Genomic DNA, 16,323 nt, shown 5'->3' with positions numbered 1-16,323 from the left:
CAGGGTGGTAACACGGGCAAAGGCTCGTCCCTTTTACAGGGACGGGTCTTTTTTTGTACTCGGAAACAGGCAGGTTGACTTGCTTGTATCGGTTAGGATGCCTATGTTTTTGTTGCCTGTTCACAAAACGACGATTTGTATTAGCTACACTCAAACACTATTTGCATGTATTGCTGCGTGGCTTGAACGATGATCATTCATTAGCTAACGCCGATCTATCCCAATTTAATCTCAACGACCTTATCCGTTTCATCACTTGAGGAGGAATTATAATGAGTTCAATGACGACACGCAACCTGGTGACACCGCTCGCACAAGAGATGCCGCAATCGGGTATTCGCAAGTTTTTTGATTATATTTCAGGACGTGAAGATGTGATTTCGCTCGGGATTGGAGAGCCGGATTTTACGACACCACGTGCGGTACGGGAAGCTTGTATTCGTGCGCTGGAACAAGGGCGTACCGAGTATACGCCTAATGCTGGGCTGCTGGAACTGCGCGAAAGTATCGCCGTTTATTTGGAACAAAATTTCCAGGTGAGTTATGATCCTGCTCAGGAGATGATGGTAACGATCGGCAGCAGTGAAGCGCTTGATCTGGCGCTGCGTGTGCTGATTGAGGAAGGCGACGAAATTCTCGTGCCTGCTCCATGTTATGTATCGTATTCACCGATTACCGGGCTATGCAGTGGCAAAACGGTCGAGGTAGCAACGACCGCTGCCAACAGTTTTAAGCTCACTGCTGCACAATTGGAAGCAAGCATTACACCGCGTTCCAAACTGCTCATTTTAAACTATCCAAGCAATCCGACCGGTGCGGTGATGACGTATGAAGACTGGCTGCCGATCGCCCAATTGGTGGAAAAACATAATCTGTTCGTGCTGTCCGATGAAATCTACGGAGAGCTAACCTATGGTAGCCAACATGTTAGCTTTGCCGCTATGCCAGGCATGAAAGAACGGACGCTGCTCATTAGCGGCTTTTCCAAAGCATTTGCGATGACCGGCTGGCGAATCGGCTATGCTTGTGGGCCGCAGGAAGTGATTACACCGATGCTCAAAATCCACCAATATACGATTATGTGCGCACCGATTCTCGGACAGATCGCTGCATTGGAATCGCTCAAACCGCATGGTATCGAAGCCAAAGACATGATGATGGATTCCTACAATACACGCAGACAGATGTTTGTGAGCGGATTGCGGCAAGCCGGGCTGCCATGCCATGAGCCAAAAGGTGCTTTTTATGCATTCCCATCCATCGCTCATACCGGTCTTAGCTCCGAGCAATTTGCTGAGCGTCTGCTGCAAGAAACGAATGTGCTCACCGTACCAGGAACCGCTTTTGGCAGTGGTGGGGAAGGTTTTATCCGCTGTTCTTACGCTACTTCCCCTGCCAAACTGGAACTGGCATTGGAGCGGATCGGGCAGTTTATGGGGCAGTTTGCTTGAGTCGAAAGTCGGCTCGCACGATGCGCTTTAAAGTGATGCGCAGATGAGGCTGTAGCGGCATGTTTTGTTCCCATATTATATGGGTAGCATGTACAAAAAATCAGTAAAAAGGCATAGCACATAGGCTAGCCCAACAAGCTACTCCACCATGTGTTTACACTGCCTTATCACCTGAAAATAGGTAATGTGTATTTCCAAATGTTTCTCAAGGTTTCCAAAGGTACTACCTGCACAGCTTGCGGTGACGATAACAACAGCAAACAAGCCCTCTTGCTCGTATGTGATTACGATGTACATTACCGTTTCAACCGGAAGTACATGATACATCATATCGTACGAAAACAGAGGGCTTACTTTTATTCGTTTATGACTAGTACATCGACCAAGTTCAATGTTAATTTGGATCATACACTGGAATCCTAATAAATAATAGCTTGTTCCAGCTTCAACACTCCAATTCATCTCGGTTAACGTACTAGCTTAAATCTGCTGTGAAGTGAGTCTGCCATAAAATGAACAGATTACGCATCTGCGCCACTACAGATGTATACAGCGCTTAGCTTAGTGCGTCGCCGCGCGCTTAACCAAACAGCTCATTCACTTTATTCTGATCCAACTTTTTGATCACATGGACGAGCAGTGTAGCCGCTTCGTCAAAGTCTTTTTTCGCCATAATTGCATTATGCGTATGGATGTAACGAGTCGCAAAGCCGAGCGACAAAGTTGGACAACCTTTGCCGTGCAGATGGAATTTGCCGCCATCCGTACCGCCGCCCATAACAGTCGTCACTTGCACATCCATACCGAGTTCTTCTGCTGTATCCATGACTAGATCACGCAGACCGGTATGTGGAATCATCGTCGCATCAAGCAATAACAGTAGCGGACCGCCACCTACATTGGAAGCCGTCTCCACTTCGATACCAGGCATATCGTTGGCAATACCTACATCGAGCGCAAACGCGATATCCGGTTGTACCAAATTAGCGACGGTCGTTGCTCCACGCAGCCCTACTTCTTCCTGTACGGTCGCCCCAGCATACAATACATTCGGATGCTGTTCCTGTTGCAGACGCTTCAGCACTTCAACTGCTAATGCGCAGCCAGCGCGATTGTCCAGCGCTTTACCGACCCATAGCTCATCGTCGCGCATCGTCGTAAAGTCGGAAATCGGTACGATCCAATCGCCCGGACGTACACCCATCGCTTTGGCATCTTCAGCATCACGTGCACCGATGTCGATATACATTTGTTTGAGTTTCACAACTTTGTCGCGCTCAGATGCTTCCATCCCATGCGGTGGCTTGGAGCCAACGATACCAACATAGTCGCCTTTGCGCGTTTTGACACGTACACGCTGCGACATGACGGAATGCGGCCACCAACCACCAAGCTGTTCAAAACGCAGAAAGCCTTTAGGCGTGATGCTCGTCACGAGAAAGCCGATTTCGTCCAGATGACCAGCGATCAGTACACGCGGCCCTTGTTCGTTGCCGACTTTTTTACCGATAATGCTGCCGAGGCGATCTTGAAGCAGTTCGTCCGACAATGGGCTTAAATAGTCTGCCATTTGGTCTCGTACCGAGCGTTCAAACCCGGACACACCGTCCGTTTCGGTAAGCTGTTTCATCATTAATGTCATATCATCCACAACAATCTCTCCTCTGCCCCACTACTGACCATAGGTTAATTAAATATAATAGTGATTGTATGCTAGAATGCAAGTGTTGGCAATTGCCGTTGTAAAATAAACTGTATGTTTATTCATCCAACCATTCGATATCTAGCGTCATTCGTTGCTGCAAATCTGCTACAATTTTAAAGAAATCAATTTATTGTTCGGTATGCGCGATTCCATATAATGCATCCTATCGTTGCATAAATAAAACAATAGAGCTACTGGCAACTTGTCTGCACTTTGCAGCTAATAAACGGTACGAGGAAGTTGCGCCAACTGCTGTAAAAAGTGAAGATTCCAACGGTGAAAATGCCTGGCAGTATCCCCGCTGTCAGCGCCGCCACTTGTGCGGTCGCAAGCGATGGATTGTATCTGTTTAGTACATATGTTTATCGCACACGTTTGCCATTGCACATATGCGTCGTATTTATACCAATCTCGTACCTTTCATCGCCTATCAACGAATTAACAAAATTTACAATCTATCATTTACAAACTAGCTGTTTACATATGAATATGGACACATTAAGGACAAATCGTTTCCATATACTAAATAGACCGGAACTGTACGTTGCTGATGCTGCTGCCGATAAAAGCGAGTAAACGGCAAGCTGTCCGCACCGGAATATGATATGATGCGTTTATTCCGATAAGTTGTCCAAAAGGAGTTCGTATGAAAAACCGCAGTATTACCTTTAAACTGTTCATTATTACGGTTATCTTTTTTGCCTGTTTTTATGCGATGGTTATCTTATCACAATTGCTATTTTTCAATCAATTTTATGAAACATATAAAATGCGTCAGGTTGAGCACAATGTGGAACAATTAGCGCACGAATATGTGACAGAATCGGTGGATAGCAATACGCTTTCACGGCAAGCGATCCGTTTTATGGAAACGAACAAAAGCCAGCTCGCCATCATTAATCCACAAGGCGAGATGATGCTGAACGATATGTACCAGCTCCGTCTCAACGAGACGTATCATCTGCTGCTAAAACAGCCGGATGGCAAGCAAATTTTCGTGCCGCTTGCGCTAATGATGAGCGAATACGGTGAACCGTTTCGCCAAGCACATATTAAGCTAGGCGATACGCTGACGATTTACGGCACCATAAGAGCGCCGAGCGGCAAACAACCGTACACCGTATTTGATCCGCAACAACTAAACAAAAATGGCATCAAAACGATCGGTGACATTTACGATACCAATACTGTCAAAATAACCGGTACGGTTAGCGAGCTGATGCTGCCCGATCTGTCGACTTGGAAAATTAGTCAAGGTTTGCTGTTGCAAGCGATCAACGAGCAGCTGCCACTTATGACAGAACAGCAAACGGATTTGCAAAATATGCAACCGATCCAATATAACTGGACCGATTCGTGGAGCGGCTCCAACAATTTGATCACATTGTATCCATTGCAAAAAAACGGGCAATTTCAATTGATGGTTGTCATCACATCTATTCAGGAGATTAGCGATACGAATGCGGCATTGCGCTGGTTTTATGTATATCTCGGCATCGGTGGCTTTGCATTAATTTTGATTTTGTCGCTATTTTTCTCGCGTATGGTGACGAAGCCGCTAATTGCGTTAAACCGGATGGCTAAACGGATGGTACGACTTGATTTTAGCAGCAGCATAAACATACCGCCGCTACGACAGCAAGATGAACTGGGCGGACTCGCACGCAGTATGGATACGCTGGCACGCAAGTTAGATACGGCGCTGCGCGAGCTGCAGGAAGCGAATACACAGCTGCAACGAGATATGGAGCACAAACAACGGATGGAACAGATTCAGCAAAGCTTTTTTACCAATGCATCACATGAACTGAAAACACCGCTTAGCATCGTCAAAAGTTTTGCCGAAGGATTGCAAGATGGTGTCAAAATCGACAAAAGTGAGCATTATGTCAATGTAATTATCGAAGAAGCGGACAAAATGGAAATGCTAATCAAAGATATGCTTGATCTGGCACGACTTGAATCCGGTACGATTCGCTTGCAACCGCGTCCGTTTATGCTTAGTGAACTGTCCGAGAAAGTAGCTAACAAGCTGATCTATTCGTTACAACCACGAAAGCTTGCGATCGTCATTTCACCGGTTGATGAACGTTCTGTGCTAGCTGATCCGGACTGGATCGAGCAGGTATTGCGCAATCTGATCATTAATGCAATCCGCCATGCCGAAACCGGTAGCACGATCCGAATCGTGATCGAAAGCACAGACTTTACGACTACACTGCATGTGGATAATACAGGCAAACCGATTGCAGACGAGCATCTAGAACATATTTGGGAGCGATTTTATCGTGCAGAGCCTTCGCGCAGTCGTCAGACCGGCGGCACCGGGCTAGGATTGCCGATCGCCAGTCAAATTCTTGATTTGCATGGTTGCAGTTATTCGGTGCAAAATCTGACGGATGGCGTACGATTTTCCATTCGGTTTCATGAACGCATACAGCCGGATTCACGGCGGGAAGGAGTGTAAAGATGGCTGGAAAAGTTTTGCTCGTCGAGGATGAGCAGCGCATTCGCGAAGTGATTGCGGATTATTTTCAAAGTGATGGCTGGGTAATTGTGGAAGCGGAAGATGGCGAGCAAGCGCTTGAGCAATTTGAGCTGCATTACCCTGATTTGATCATTCTTGATATTATGATGCCACATATGGATGGCTTGGACGTCTGTCGCCATATTCGTAAACACTCTGGCGTTCCTATTATTTTGCTGACTGCCAAGTCTGCCGACAGCGATAAAGTGCTTGGCTTTGAACTTGGGGCGGATGATTATGTGACCAAGCCATTTAGCCCCAGAGTGCTATTGGCACGAGCCAATTCATTGATGAAACGAGTAACGGAAAATTATGAACCACAAGGGCATCGCCTTAGCTTTGGCGGTGTTGTGCTAAATACACTAACTCGCCGCATGGAGCTGGATGGCAAACCGATTGAATTAACGCCCAAAGAATACGAACTGCTGCTATTGCTCGTACGCAATACGAATCGTGTCATTCCGCGCGACACGCTGCTTAGCCGCATTTGGGGGATTGAGTTTGAAGGTGAATCACGAGTGGTCGATTCCCATATTAAAAAGCTGCGCGCCAAGCTAGGCAAGGAATCAGGACATATTCGCACCGTAATCGGTGTCGGTTACCAATTCGAGCCTTAAATGATGTACGATACGGCACAATGATGCCCGGAAGGAATGAACAATGATGAAATGGAGCTTTGTCCCCTCATTATGTACTGTACTTAATCTAGCGGCGGGAACCGTGTCGCTATTACTAACGATGCATGAGCATTATCGGCTAGCGGCATTGATGATTTTGTTTGCCGCGTTATTTGATGTATTGGATGGATTGCTTGCACGGTTACTGCATTGTCCTAGCGAATTTGGCAAACAGCTCGACTCGCTTGCCGACCTGATTTCGTTTGGGGCGGCACCGGTATTTTTGGTGCTGTTTGATCAGCTTAATCCATCAGGCGGGCCAGGGCCGGTAGCGGCAGTATTGTTTGTCATTTGTGGTGCATTACGACTTGCACGTTTTAACGTTAGCGGTACGAGTGCAGGTTTTACCGGCATGCCAATCACAGCTGCAGGCACATTGCTAGCGCTCGCCTCGCTGCTAATCGCTTCGATCCAGCCGACACTGTTGATCGCATTTATTGCGTTGCTATCCTTTTTAATGATTAGCCGGATTCCATTCCCATCCTTTAAAAATAAAATGGTCAGGAAGTGATGGAAGATGGCGCTTATTATCGCTTATATTAGTCATTACGGTTATGCGGCGATTGCCGGTTTGCTCGCCTTTGGCATAATTGGCTTGCCTGTACCAGATGAGATGCTGATGATTTTGGTCGGCTACCTGTCTTCCAAACATGTGCTACAACTGCCGCTCGCATGGCTGTGTAGCTATATCGGTTCGATCTGTGGCATGACGATCAGCTATTGGATTGGACGATTAGTCGGCGCATCGCTGATCGTCCGTTATGGCAAATGGGTCGGTCTGACGATGGATAAATATGAGAAAGTTCAAGCGTGGTTTCAGCGGTATGGACGTTGGACGATATTTTTTTCCTATTTTATTCCCGGCGTCCGCCATATGACAGGCTATATTTCCGGTATTAGCGGCATTTCGTTTCGCAAATATTTTATGATCTGTATTGCTGCTGCACTAGTATGGACGGTTGTGTTTATCTCTCTTGGTTATTTTGCCGGGCATCATTTTTTACCTAATTTGCCTAAAGTCAAACCGATCGGTTAACAATACACCATAGAATGGTATGGCAAACTTGCCGCCGGACACAAAAAAACCTACTGCCGGAAAGCTGGCATTAACGCCAGCTTCCTGCGGTAGGTTTTTTCATACTGCGCAAATAACGTCGTAAAGCACCATACGATTTGCGAGTTGCTAATGTGCTACGAATCCCCTGCATCATTAGCTTGTAGCGTTCTTCTTCCCCATATCCAAGCCTACGAAGTTCCAACAGAAACTCTTTACTCATCTGAACCACTCCTGTTTCTGATGATCTTACATCCTCATTATAAACGATCATCTAGGCCAAGAGATATAGTTTTGCAAAAAATAATTAAATAACTGTACTATTCAATGTTAAATATAAATAAGCTAAAACGTTGTTAATTTATTGTTAATTCGTTGTTAGTATGTTGTTATTTATACGTAATGACGATAACTTTAGACGTTAACACTTCCTACACCTTCCAGTCCAATGTATCTAGAAATTGGTGAATATCCGTACATACTTGTGCATACTCGACATCCATCGGCAAAATATGCCCGGACGCTGGATACCACTTTAATTGTTTATGCTTCGAACCGATCTGCTCATAAATGGTGCGTGCACTATTCTGATACAGCGCATCATCTTGTTCGCCTTGCATAATAAGTGCTGGCGCTGTAATGCGATGTAATCGTTCGGCGGTGGAACTGATCAATTGACGCAGTTGTTCCAGCTCATGTAATGGCTCAGCAGCCAATCGTTCCAGCCGCTCCGTCATAACAGCAGTGTCTTTCGTTTCCAATGATACATACCAACGTGCATAGTCGAGTACACGCTGCAAAATATTGGCTGTACTTTTCTCCTGCACCGGTGCGCTCATCGAAATGACCGCTTTGACCGGAAATAACGTTGCTAATCGCAGCGTAAATACACCGCCAAGCGACACTCCTGCGACCGCAATTTCCTCATAACCTTGTTGCTGTAACGCATCATAACCATCCACTACACTTTGCCACCATGCCGCTGGACGGGTATGAAGCAGCAATTCGGGCACATCGCCATGCCCGGCGTATAGAGGTGCATGACATGTATAACCATGCTCATGCAAATATCGCCCTAAACGGCGCACATGTATCGTACTACCGGTATAACCGTGCAGCAGCAATACCGCCCGTGACCCTGCTTTGTACGTAAAAGATTGAGGCGTTACCATCTTCATATCCGATCTCTCCACTTCTCTCTGTCGCTTGCTTTGCATTGTAAAAGGCTGTGGGCAAACGAACCCGTCATCTCCGGCTTACTTACCGAACCAGAAGTAAGAATACCATATTTGATGGCAAGATGCTCATTTCACAGCGATCGCTGTGCGTATCGATCAATCACGATGCACACGTCAGCGAAACGCTATTACCAATGTGCGTAGGCATCAAGACGAGACCGCTGTTTTATGTTGTAGTACCATAAGCTAGTGTCCATGTCGCTGCTTCTAGCCACCGTGCAGAGGCAAAATCACGTCCGCGTACGACGATATGCGCTGGATAAATATCGATATAATAGCCTTGACTGCCTTCCAAATATTCATCCGCATCCGTCCACAAATAAGCGACCGACGCCGCATTAAACATAACGGCTCCGCCTGCAGACTGATGCATCGTGTGCGGCGAGTTTAACTGCCAATGGGTATGCCCGCTAAACAACATGACCTGCGGGTAGCGCAACAGCAATTTCTTAAGCTCACCATCTTGCTCCACGCCAAACCATCCCTGCTCGGCAAGCGAGCCGGCTACCGTATCCTTAAGTGGCTGGTGCAAAAACACAAAAATCGGCTTACCCGGTGATGCGGTTGTTGCCGCCTCAAGGCGCTGCCGTAACCATTGCAACTGCATCGAAGATAAATGGCAATCTTTAGCAAGCGGACGCTCGGTGCCGAGAAAAATAAACACATATCCGCTCAGACGCTGCTGATAATAAGCACCTTCCGTCGCGGTCGCTTCATTAAAACTGCCCAAACGGTGTAGCCATAACTTATGCACCGCCTCCGGTAGTGCAGTAACGGATGGCATCGTATCCAGATCAGTGGCAGCTTCTGCATAATGCGCCCACAACGTCCGCAATGATTGTCCATCTAGCGAGAGCAGCCCGTCTAACTGCTCCATCCATTCTCCCTGCTTCCAGCCCAGATCACCTACATCATGATTGCCGGTCGTACCGTAGATAGGCGGAAGATGCTGTCCATATAACGCCACAATGCGCTGAAGCTCCGCATATTCCGCTGGCAATCCGTGATCGGTCATATCGCCCACATGCATAATGCCGAGGCTATCCTGTCCATGCTTACTTATGTCGTTCAGCGCCAGCACCAGATGCCGATTGTACAAATGTTGTGGATCAGCAGTCAAATGCGTATCCGTCACGACCTGAAACGAAGCGATTCGCTCCTGTTCTTCCAAACGACTTGCTTGCCCTGTTGTTGTGTGATCCATCGATGTATAAAAAGCTGGTGTCATCTCGTATCACTCCATTTCAGTCCAATAATGCCAACGACGATTACAGCGAGCCAACATACCGAAGTTATACGCAGCCGCTCCCCAAATAAATAATATCCTGCCACACTGATCAACGTAATGCCTACCCCCGACCAGATCGCATAAGCTACACTGATCGGCATATAACGCACCGCATAGTTTAGCAACGTAAAGCTTGCCGCATAACAAATAAACATGAACAATGAAGGCAATGGGCGCGAAAAGCCGTCTGATATTTTCATCAATACCGTACCGCTCAGCTCCAGCATAATCGCGCCGCTTAGCAATACCCAGCCTGCATAGACGCCCATCACATCTCCTCCTGCTTCGCCAGCAATTCGGTAAACGACGCAATCGTCGTAGATACGCTGGCAAAATGTTGAGACTGCCCGATTCCAATCGCAAGCGGACAGCCTGCCGCCTGCGCCATCATCATATCTCCGTTTGTATCACCGATCACCATCACATGCTGTGCCTGTACGCCAATTTGCCGACATGCTTGCACCACAAGATCAGGAAACGGCTTGCCACGTTCCACTTGATCGCTACCGATAATCACATCAAACAGCGACTCCACACCGAGCCATAATAAATGCTTATGTGCATTGGCGGTATCATCCGCCGTAACGACTCCAAGCTTCAATCCGGCACGGCGACATTGCATTATAAATGCGGTCGCTCCAGCAATCTCTTTGACCGGACGCTCCCGTTCCAACAGCTCATCGGCAGCGGCTACCAGCTCACGCACGATACGGCTTGCCTGCCCCCATGACCAGCCTGCACGGTAGCCTTGCCAGGCAAGCACTGCATACACATCATTCATCGTGCCCATCGCAAGCGGGCCACGCACATCATAATCGATAATACAGCCTTGTTCATTATGAATCGTGCCGAAAATGCCTGCCATATTGTGCTCTTGCCAGCTTAAACCATCCGCTTCCAGTGCCGCCCGAAAACTGCGCAACAGCTCATCCGCCCAACAGCCCCATAAATGTATAAAATCAAGCAATGTACCGTCCTTATCAAATAATACTGCGTCAATACGTACAGAGGCATGCTGTTGACGTAACAGACAGCGCAGCAATTCCGTCCGCTCGATCGGTTGGATCGTATGCGGCTCATGAGGATGTACTAACTGTGGCTCCACACATTGCCCATTCGAGTTCCCCGGTTGTGGGGGTAAAGCAGCTTGTTGTGCTTGTGATCTGTCTTTATGCGATCTGTCTTTACATGTATCCGTCATCATCATATTTCCTTTCGGCTATAGATAAAAAGGGATGCACAGCGCCATAACTACGCTGTGCATCACCGTTCCATCGGCAATCTACTCCTGTATGATCACAAGCGATATTGCCGATTCGTTTATGCAAATCATCATTTTTGCTGCAAGCGAAGCAGGTTGAAGCCTATAAGCAATCGTTCTGCTTACAATATGGCTAGTACCTTGACCGAGATGAATTGGAGTATTGAATCTGTTTTAAGGTCGCATGGATCAACATTTCAGTACACAACCAAAATTAACATTGAACTTGGTCAAGGTACTAGTAGCTTGTATCAAATACATTGACGGTTTGTCGATCTAACAATGGGTTGGTGCTGAATCGATTTAGGGACGTTTAAACATAATTTTCATTTGAGACAGCTCACTAGTAGGCTGACCGTGTTAAATACGTAGTTTGTTATTGCAGAGCAGCGCTGTTCTCCTGCTACGATTCCAGTGTATCTTTCAGCAGATGGAGTGAATCAGATACTGAATGTAAGCTGGTCAGCCTAATAGTTACATGTTTAGCGATTTACGCGGTCCAGTTCTTGCTGCGCTTTTTGCTGTGCTTCGGCAAGTGCCTGTGCTGCTGGCACGTTGTTGATTTGTACCTGATCTGCTGCCACTTTCAGCGCATCCGTAATTTTGCCACCAGTTGGGTCTTGGAACGGAGGCGACGCATGAGATGCTTGTTTCAATGGTATTTCGATCTGTGGATGGGTGGCGCTAAATGCTTTGAATTTCGCATCTTGCAGTGCGGATTGACGCACCGCAATATAGCCTGTATTCATCGACCATTGTGCTGTATTAGACGCTTTGGAGAAATACGTCAACCATTTAAATGCCGCCTGTTGTTGCTCTGGACTAGCCTGTGCCGGAATGCCTGCCATAATCGCGTTCGCTACCGGTTTGCCTTGACCGACACCTTGCCAGCCCGGCTGCTGCATCGCACCGACGATGTTAAAGTCCAGATCGCCTTGGTCACCGCTGGAGCCGGTATAGCCTGCCGCTTTATTTTTCATCACATCATCGATCGTTTTGTACCAGTATTCCCAGCCTTGACCGCCGGAGTGGATCGTCATAATGCCATCGTCATGAATCCATTTGCGGAACGATTCCCATGTGCTTGTCCATGCCGGTGTATCGATCGTCACCGTTTTGCCGTCTGCGCTTAAGATGTTGCCGCCTTTGCTCAGTACGGCATCGATCATATTGTCCGCACCCCACATCGGTTCCCAACCGTAAAATGTCGTTTTGCCGCCGGATTTGCGAGTCATTTTGGCTGCTGCTGCGGACAATGCTTCCCATGTAGTTAAGCTTGCTGGGTCGATGTTAGCTGCTTTTAATGCATCTTTACGGTAGTACATCACCTGTGTCGTTCCGTACATCGGCAGAAAATATTGTTTGCCATCCACTTGTCCTTGTTGCAGGAACGTTTGTACGAAATCGTCTTTATTAAAATCTTTATCCGCCGCAATGAACTGATCAAGTGGTGCGTAATAGCCTTTTTTCGCCCATTCTACATTGGAGCTAAGCACAGCGGCAGGCACTTGACCAGCCGCAATCGCTGCTTGCAGCTTCTGGGTCGTTTCGTCGTAGTCGGCTTGCACAACCCCTTTGACGATTACGTCTTTTTGTGATGCGTTGAAGTCGTCGATCATCTTTTTCATATTATCGCCCAATTTGCCGCCCAGACCGTACCAGAACTCGATTTGTACCGGACCATTGGAAGCGGTCGTTGATGCTTCGGCATTGCTTCCACTTGCCGCTACCGGCGTGCTGCCACTGGATGGCGTACCACACGCTGTCGTCAGCAGGAATGTCGACAGCATGACTAGTGACAGACCTGATTTCCAGCCCCATTTGCGCGCACTTTGCGTTTGTACAGATTGCTCATCCAAACTTTTAATAGCGATAATCGGTTGTTTAGAGATTTTATTTTTCCACATACTGAACAGATTCATATGATTGATCCTCTCCTGTATAAAGGGATGATAGTCAGACTTTATCGTCTGCCGAATATTTTTTATTAATGTATGCTGTTGCCTGTCTCTACCTTGCTCTTTGTTGGGATAACATAGCTGGCGATGAGATGAACGTCATTGCGGTTGTTTAAATAGGAATATCATTATGTCTTATACTGTCCAGCAGCAGTATGGACATGTACAAAGCTCACTTCACAGACAGCTTCTGAGCTTGCAACATCGCCTACGTAGAATCGCTTCAAACACGGATAATAAGCTCAATTGCCATTTCCGTATGTTGGCAAGCTAACGATCTGCATCTTGAATAGCACAGCAAACGTTAATTTTTGTTCACTCCTGCCGACATATTTACACTTTGCATAATCGTCTTCTGAGTAAACAGAAACAATACGAGCAGCGGTGCAATCGTAAAGGCGCTAGCCGCCATAATCTGTGCCCATTTCAGTCCATAGGCTCCTCCTTCCACGAAAAAACTACGCAATCCGGCGGAGACAAGTTGCAGCTCTGGACTTTTCGTAATGAGCATTGGCCAAAAATAGTTGTTATACTGCTCAATAAACGTAATCAGAATCATAACCGCAAATGTCGGTCTGGCGAGCGGTACGAGCATCGTCCACAAAATGCGGAAATGAGACGCTCCATCTAGCTGCCCTGCTTCCACCAGCTCATGTGAAATTTGCAGAAACGCTTGCCGAATTAAGAAAATCGAAAATACACTCACACAGTTGGACAAAATCAGCCCACTATACGAATCAAGCAAATGCAGCTTACTTAGTACAAGATAGCTGGGCAAATAAACGGCAGTACTCGGAATCATATAACCGAGCAACACAACGCCGGTAAACAAACCTTTTAGTCGGAACCGCATATGGGTGAGCGCATACGCCATCATCGCTGAGTTAATGACTTGCAGCAGCGCAATCGCCGCCCCGACAAACATACTGTTTAGCATATAGCGGGCAAACGGTGCGGCATGCCAAGCGTCTACATAATTGTTCCACCGCATATGCTCCGGCCACAACGTAGGTGGCATACGGAAAATTTCGTCATTCGTTTTCAACCCGCTCATCATCATCCAGTAAAACGGAAATGCCATCACTAGCGCAATCAACGTGAGTACCGCATAACGAACAATACGGCTCGTGATTGCGGTCACGCCAAGCTGCTTACGTCGGTGTGGACGGCTGTCCAACCGTTGCTGCGCAGATACGATCTGTTTACCGTCGCTTACACCAGTTGTCGGTACAGGCTGTCCTTGTACTGAGCTATACATGATAGCAGACGTTGCGACACCGTTTGGCGCTTTGGTTCGATCGTTTTTGCTCCTATTCATCAATAATGCACCATCTTTCTTCCTAGCCAAAATGAGCCTGCCGACAGCAGTACACACAATATAATTAACAGTACCGCCACTGCCGACGCCTGTCCGACATCAAATGCTTCAAATGCCGCCTGATAGTACATATACAGCAACGTACGCGTCGATCCTGCTGGACCACCTTGCGTCATGACGTTAATCTGGTCATATGCTTGCAATGATTGAATCGTCAAAATGACGGCGAGAAAAAAGGTCGTTGGCGAAATGAGCGGCACCGTAATATGACGGAACTTGCTCCATGCCCCTGCCCCGTCAATCGCAGCAGCTTCCAGCAGATCACTAGGCAAATTGCGCAGCGCTACCAAATAAAAGATCATCGCCCACCCAATCGATTTCCAGAGCGTCACGATTAACACTGCGACTAGTGCCCAATGCGAATCTTGCAACCAGCCAATGCCGGTTATGCCGATCAGCTTCAGCACATAATTGGCATAACCGACATCCGGCTGAAAAATCCATGACCAGACGATCGAGACGGCAACGGTCGGTGTAATCCACGGTGAGAAAATAAGCGCACGGTAAATGCTGGAACCACGCAGCTTGCTGTTCAGCAGCAAAGCGAGCAGCAGACCGCCAACCATAGTCGGGATCACACTGCCGATTCCGAACAACAGCGTCACACGCAGTGCCTGATAAAAATCAGGATTACCGAGCAAGTACGTGTAATTGCCCCAGCCGACAAATTCCTTATCCGGACTCATAAAATCCCAGTCGGTGAAGCTTAAATAAACGATGTAGACTAGCGGTCCAAGCCAAAACAGCAACAGCGGAATGACCGCCGGCAAGGTGAACGCCAGCGCCTCGCCCTCCCGCATCCATTTCAATTTCACTTTATTCACTCCTGTATCCATTTTTGATTGAACAGTATGACATAAGTATTTATTTCAGCCGCTTATCATGCTTCTGTACAAAAATTATTGTACACTCGTTTATAGAACTTTGAGTCAAAATAATGTTAAACTAACGATGAATCATGTAAAAATTACATGCTACTGCTAGCATATTCCGATCATATACGAGGTGTTATGGTGGAAAAGGAAAAAAATGTAACGCAGCCCATGTCGCTATCTATCGCTCACGAGCCAAACGAAACTTCTACAGCGAACAAAGCTCATGTGCCAAATCAAGCCGCTCCTACTCATACAGATGATGCGGCAGCATCGACAGACCAAACGTCTGTATCGCCTCATCATCAACAATTACGGGCAGAAGTGATCGATGCGATTGCACGGACGATGGATTTGTACGGAGTCAATCATTCATTTGGCGAATTGTATGGGATTATGTATTTTGAAGATCGCCCGATGACATTGGAAGAAATGAAAGACCATATGAATATGAGTAAAAGCAATATGAGCTATGCCGTTCGTTCGCTTGTGCAATCGCGTATGATTACGAAGCTGGATGAAAAGCGTGACCGGCGCGACCAGTATCAAGCGGAAACCGACTATTTTAAAACGTTTCAAAACTTTTTCGGTAGCCGTTTGCAGCGTGAAATCGATGTGATGACTTCCAGTCTGGAACAGGTAATTCCGCAGCTTTCACAAATGATTGTTGCCCAGGATACGTCTGCGGCAGAACGGGAAATTGGTTTGCGTGATTTGCATAAATTGCAACATGCGCAGCAATATTATGTCTGGTTGCAACATTTTGTCGATCAATTACAGGCGGGCGCGTATTTCCAAATCGCACCGCAGTCGTCACAATAGACATTTCGACAGTTGACGAATCGAATCTTTTGACGGATGATGGCTAAGGCGGCTGATCTACAATCGTCGCCCGATCCATCTACATATGAAGG

15 protein-coding genes and 1 other annotated feature (1 of these 16 cut by a window edge) are annotated in these 16,323 nt (G+C 47.1%); of the genes, 6 read left to right on the top strand and 9 right to left on the bottom strand.

Translation table 11 applies throughout. The features are described from left to right. Window positions 1-35: a binding site (T-box leader), on the top strand (it extends 203 nt beyond the left edge of the window). A 237-nt stretch (window positions 36-272) separates the two neighbouring features. Continuing rightward, window positions 273-1,451 carry an aminotransferase class I/II-fold pyridoxal phosphate-dependent enzyme gene (locus U1I11_RS09105; protein ID WP_322905780.1) on the top strand — a complete coding sequence of 393 codons (1,179 nt, stop codon included), beginning with the start codon at window positions 273-275 and terminating at the stop codon, window positions 1,449-1,451. Between the two features lie 580 nt (window positions 1,452-2,031). Here the strand turns inward: U1I11_RS09105 and U1I11_RS09100 are convergent. Then, window positions 2,032-3,093: a M42 family metallopeptidase gene (locus tag U1I11_RS09100; protein WP_322906185.1), complete on the bottom strand. Its 1,062-nt coding sequence runs from the start codon at window positions 3,091-3,093 to the stop codon at window positions 2,032-2,034. Window positions 3,094-3,802: 709 nt separating this feature from the next. Here U1I11_RS09100 and U1I11_RS09095 point away from each other — a divergent pair. The 4 genes from U1I11_RS09095 to U1I11_RS09080 are packed head-to-tail and all read left to right on the top strand — an operon-like array spanning window position 3,803 to window position 7,396. Continuing rightward, window positions 3,803-5,623 carry a sensor histidine kinase gene (locus tag U1I11_RS09095; RefSeq protein ID WP_322905779.1) on the top strand — a complete coding sequence of 607 codons (1,821 nt, stop codon included), beginning with the start codon at window positions 3,803-3,805 and terminating at the stop codon, window positions 5,621-5,623. 2 nt (window positions 5,624-5,625) lie between these two features. Next, window positions 5,626-6,300, top strand: a complete 675-nt coding sequence (locus tag U1I11_RS09090) for a response regulator transcription factor (protein WP_322905778.1) — start codon at window positions 5,626-5,628, stop codon at window positions 6,298-6,300. Between the two features lie 46 nt (window positions 6,301-6,346). Then, complete coding sequence (pssA, locus tag U1I11_RS09085) at window positions 6,347-6,871, top strand: CDP-diacylglycerol--serine O-phosphatidyltransferase (RefSeq protein WP_416235436.1); 525 nt, start codon at window positions 6,347-6,349, stop codon at window positions 6,869-6,871. A gap of 6 nt (window positions 6,872-6,877) precedes the next feature. Beyond that, window positions 6,878-7,396, top strand: a complete 519-nt coding sequence (locus U1I11_RS09080) for a DedA family protein (RefSeq protein WP_322905776.1) — start codon at window positions 6,878-6,880, stop codon at window positions 7,394-7,396. A gap of 70 nt (window positions 7,397-7,466) precedes the next feature. Here the strand turns inward: U1I11_RS09080 and U1I11_RS09075 are convergent, their stop codons facing one another. The 8 genes from U1I11_RS09075 to U1I11_RS09040 all read right to left on the bottom strand — a co-directional run bounded on the left by U1I11_RS09075 (window position 7,467) and on the right by U1I11_RS09040 (window position 15,337). After that, a complete protein-coding gene (locus tag U1I11_RS09075) occupies window positions 7,467-7,637 on the bottom strand; it encodes a hypothetical protein (RefSeq protein WP_322905775.1) in 171 nt (56 codons plus the stop codon). 208 nt (window positions 7,638-7,845) lie between these two features. Then, window positions 7,846-8,592 (bottom strand): alpha/beta hydrolase, encoded by a 747-nt coding sequence (locus tag U1I11_RS09070; protein WP_322905774.1) that lies wholly within the window; start codon window positions 8,590-8,592, stop codon window positions 7,846-7,848. A 226-nt stretch (window positions 8,593-8,818) separates the two neighbouring features. Beyond that, window positions 8,819-9,880 (bottom strand): metallophosphoesterase family protein, encoded by a 1,062-nt coding sequence (locus tag U1I11_RS09065; RefSeq protein WP_322905773.1) that lies wholly within the window; start codon window positions 9,878-9,880, stop codon window positions 8,819-8,821. Continuing rightward, the gene (locus U1I11_RS09060) at window positions 9,877-10,209 is read right to left on the bottom strand and encodes a DMT family transporter (protein WP_322905772.1); all 333 of its coding nucleotides are present in this window, start codon (window positions 10,207-10,209) and stop codon (window positions 9,877-9,879) included. Before U1I11_RS09060 ends, U1I11_RS09065 begins: the two co-directional genes overlap by 4 nt. Next, window positions 10,209-11,045 carry an HAD family hydrolase gene (locus U1I11_RS09055; protein ID WP_322905771.1) on the bottom strand — a complete coding sequence of 279 codons (837 nt, stop codon included), beginning with the start codon at window positions 11,043-11,045 and terminating at the stop codon, window positions 10,209-10,211. The genes U1I11_RS09060 and U1I11_RS09055 overlap by 1 nt, the downstream gene beginning before the upstream one ends. Window positions 11,046-11,683: 638 nt before the next feature. Continuing rightward, window positions 11,684-12,991 (bottom strand): ABC transporter substrate-binding protein, encoded by a 1,308-nt coding sequence (locus U1I11_RS09050; RefSeq protein ID WP_322906184.1) that lies wholly within the window; start codon window positions 12,989-12,991, stop codon window positions 11,684-11,686. Window positions 12,992-13,463: 472 nt separating this feature from the next. Further along, window positions 13,464-14,477 (bottom strand): carbohydrate ABC transporter permease, encoded by a 1,014-nt coding sequence (locus U1I11_RS09045; RefSeq protein ID WP_322905770.1) that lies wholly within the window; start codon window positions 14,475-14,477, stop codon window positions 13,464-13,466. Then, window positions 14,477-15,337, bottom strand: coding sequence for a carbohydrate ABC transporter permease (locus U1I11_RS09040; protein WP_416235437.1), 861 nt, complete (start codon window positions 15,335-15,337; stop codon window positions 14,477-14,479). Before U1I11_RS09040 ends, U1I11_RS09045 begins: the two co-directional genes overlap by 1 nt. Window positions 15,338-15,547: 210 nt before the next feature. Here U1I11_RS09040 and U1I11_RS09035 point away from each other — a divergent pair, with 210 nt between their 5' ends. Further along, window positions 15,548-16,231, top strand: a complete 684-nt coding sequence (locus U1I11_RS09035; protein WP_322905768.1) for a GbsR/MarR family transcriptional regulator — start codon at window positions 15,548-15,550, stop codon at window positions 16,229-16,231. Window positions 16,232-16,323 lie beyond the last annotated feature (92 nt).

The organism is Paenibacillus campi (assembly GCF_034659835.1).
Lineage (GTDB): Bacteria > Bacillota > Bacilli > Paenibacillales > Paenibacillaceae > Saccharibacillus > Saccharibacillus campi.
The sequence above is the reverse complement of the archived record's forward strand: the minus strand, read 5'-3'. Positions and strand labels throughout refer to the sequence as shown.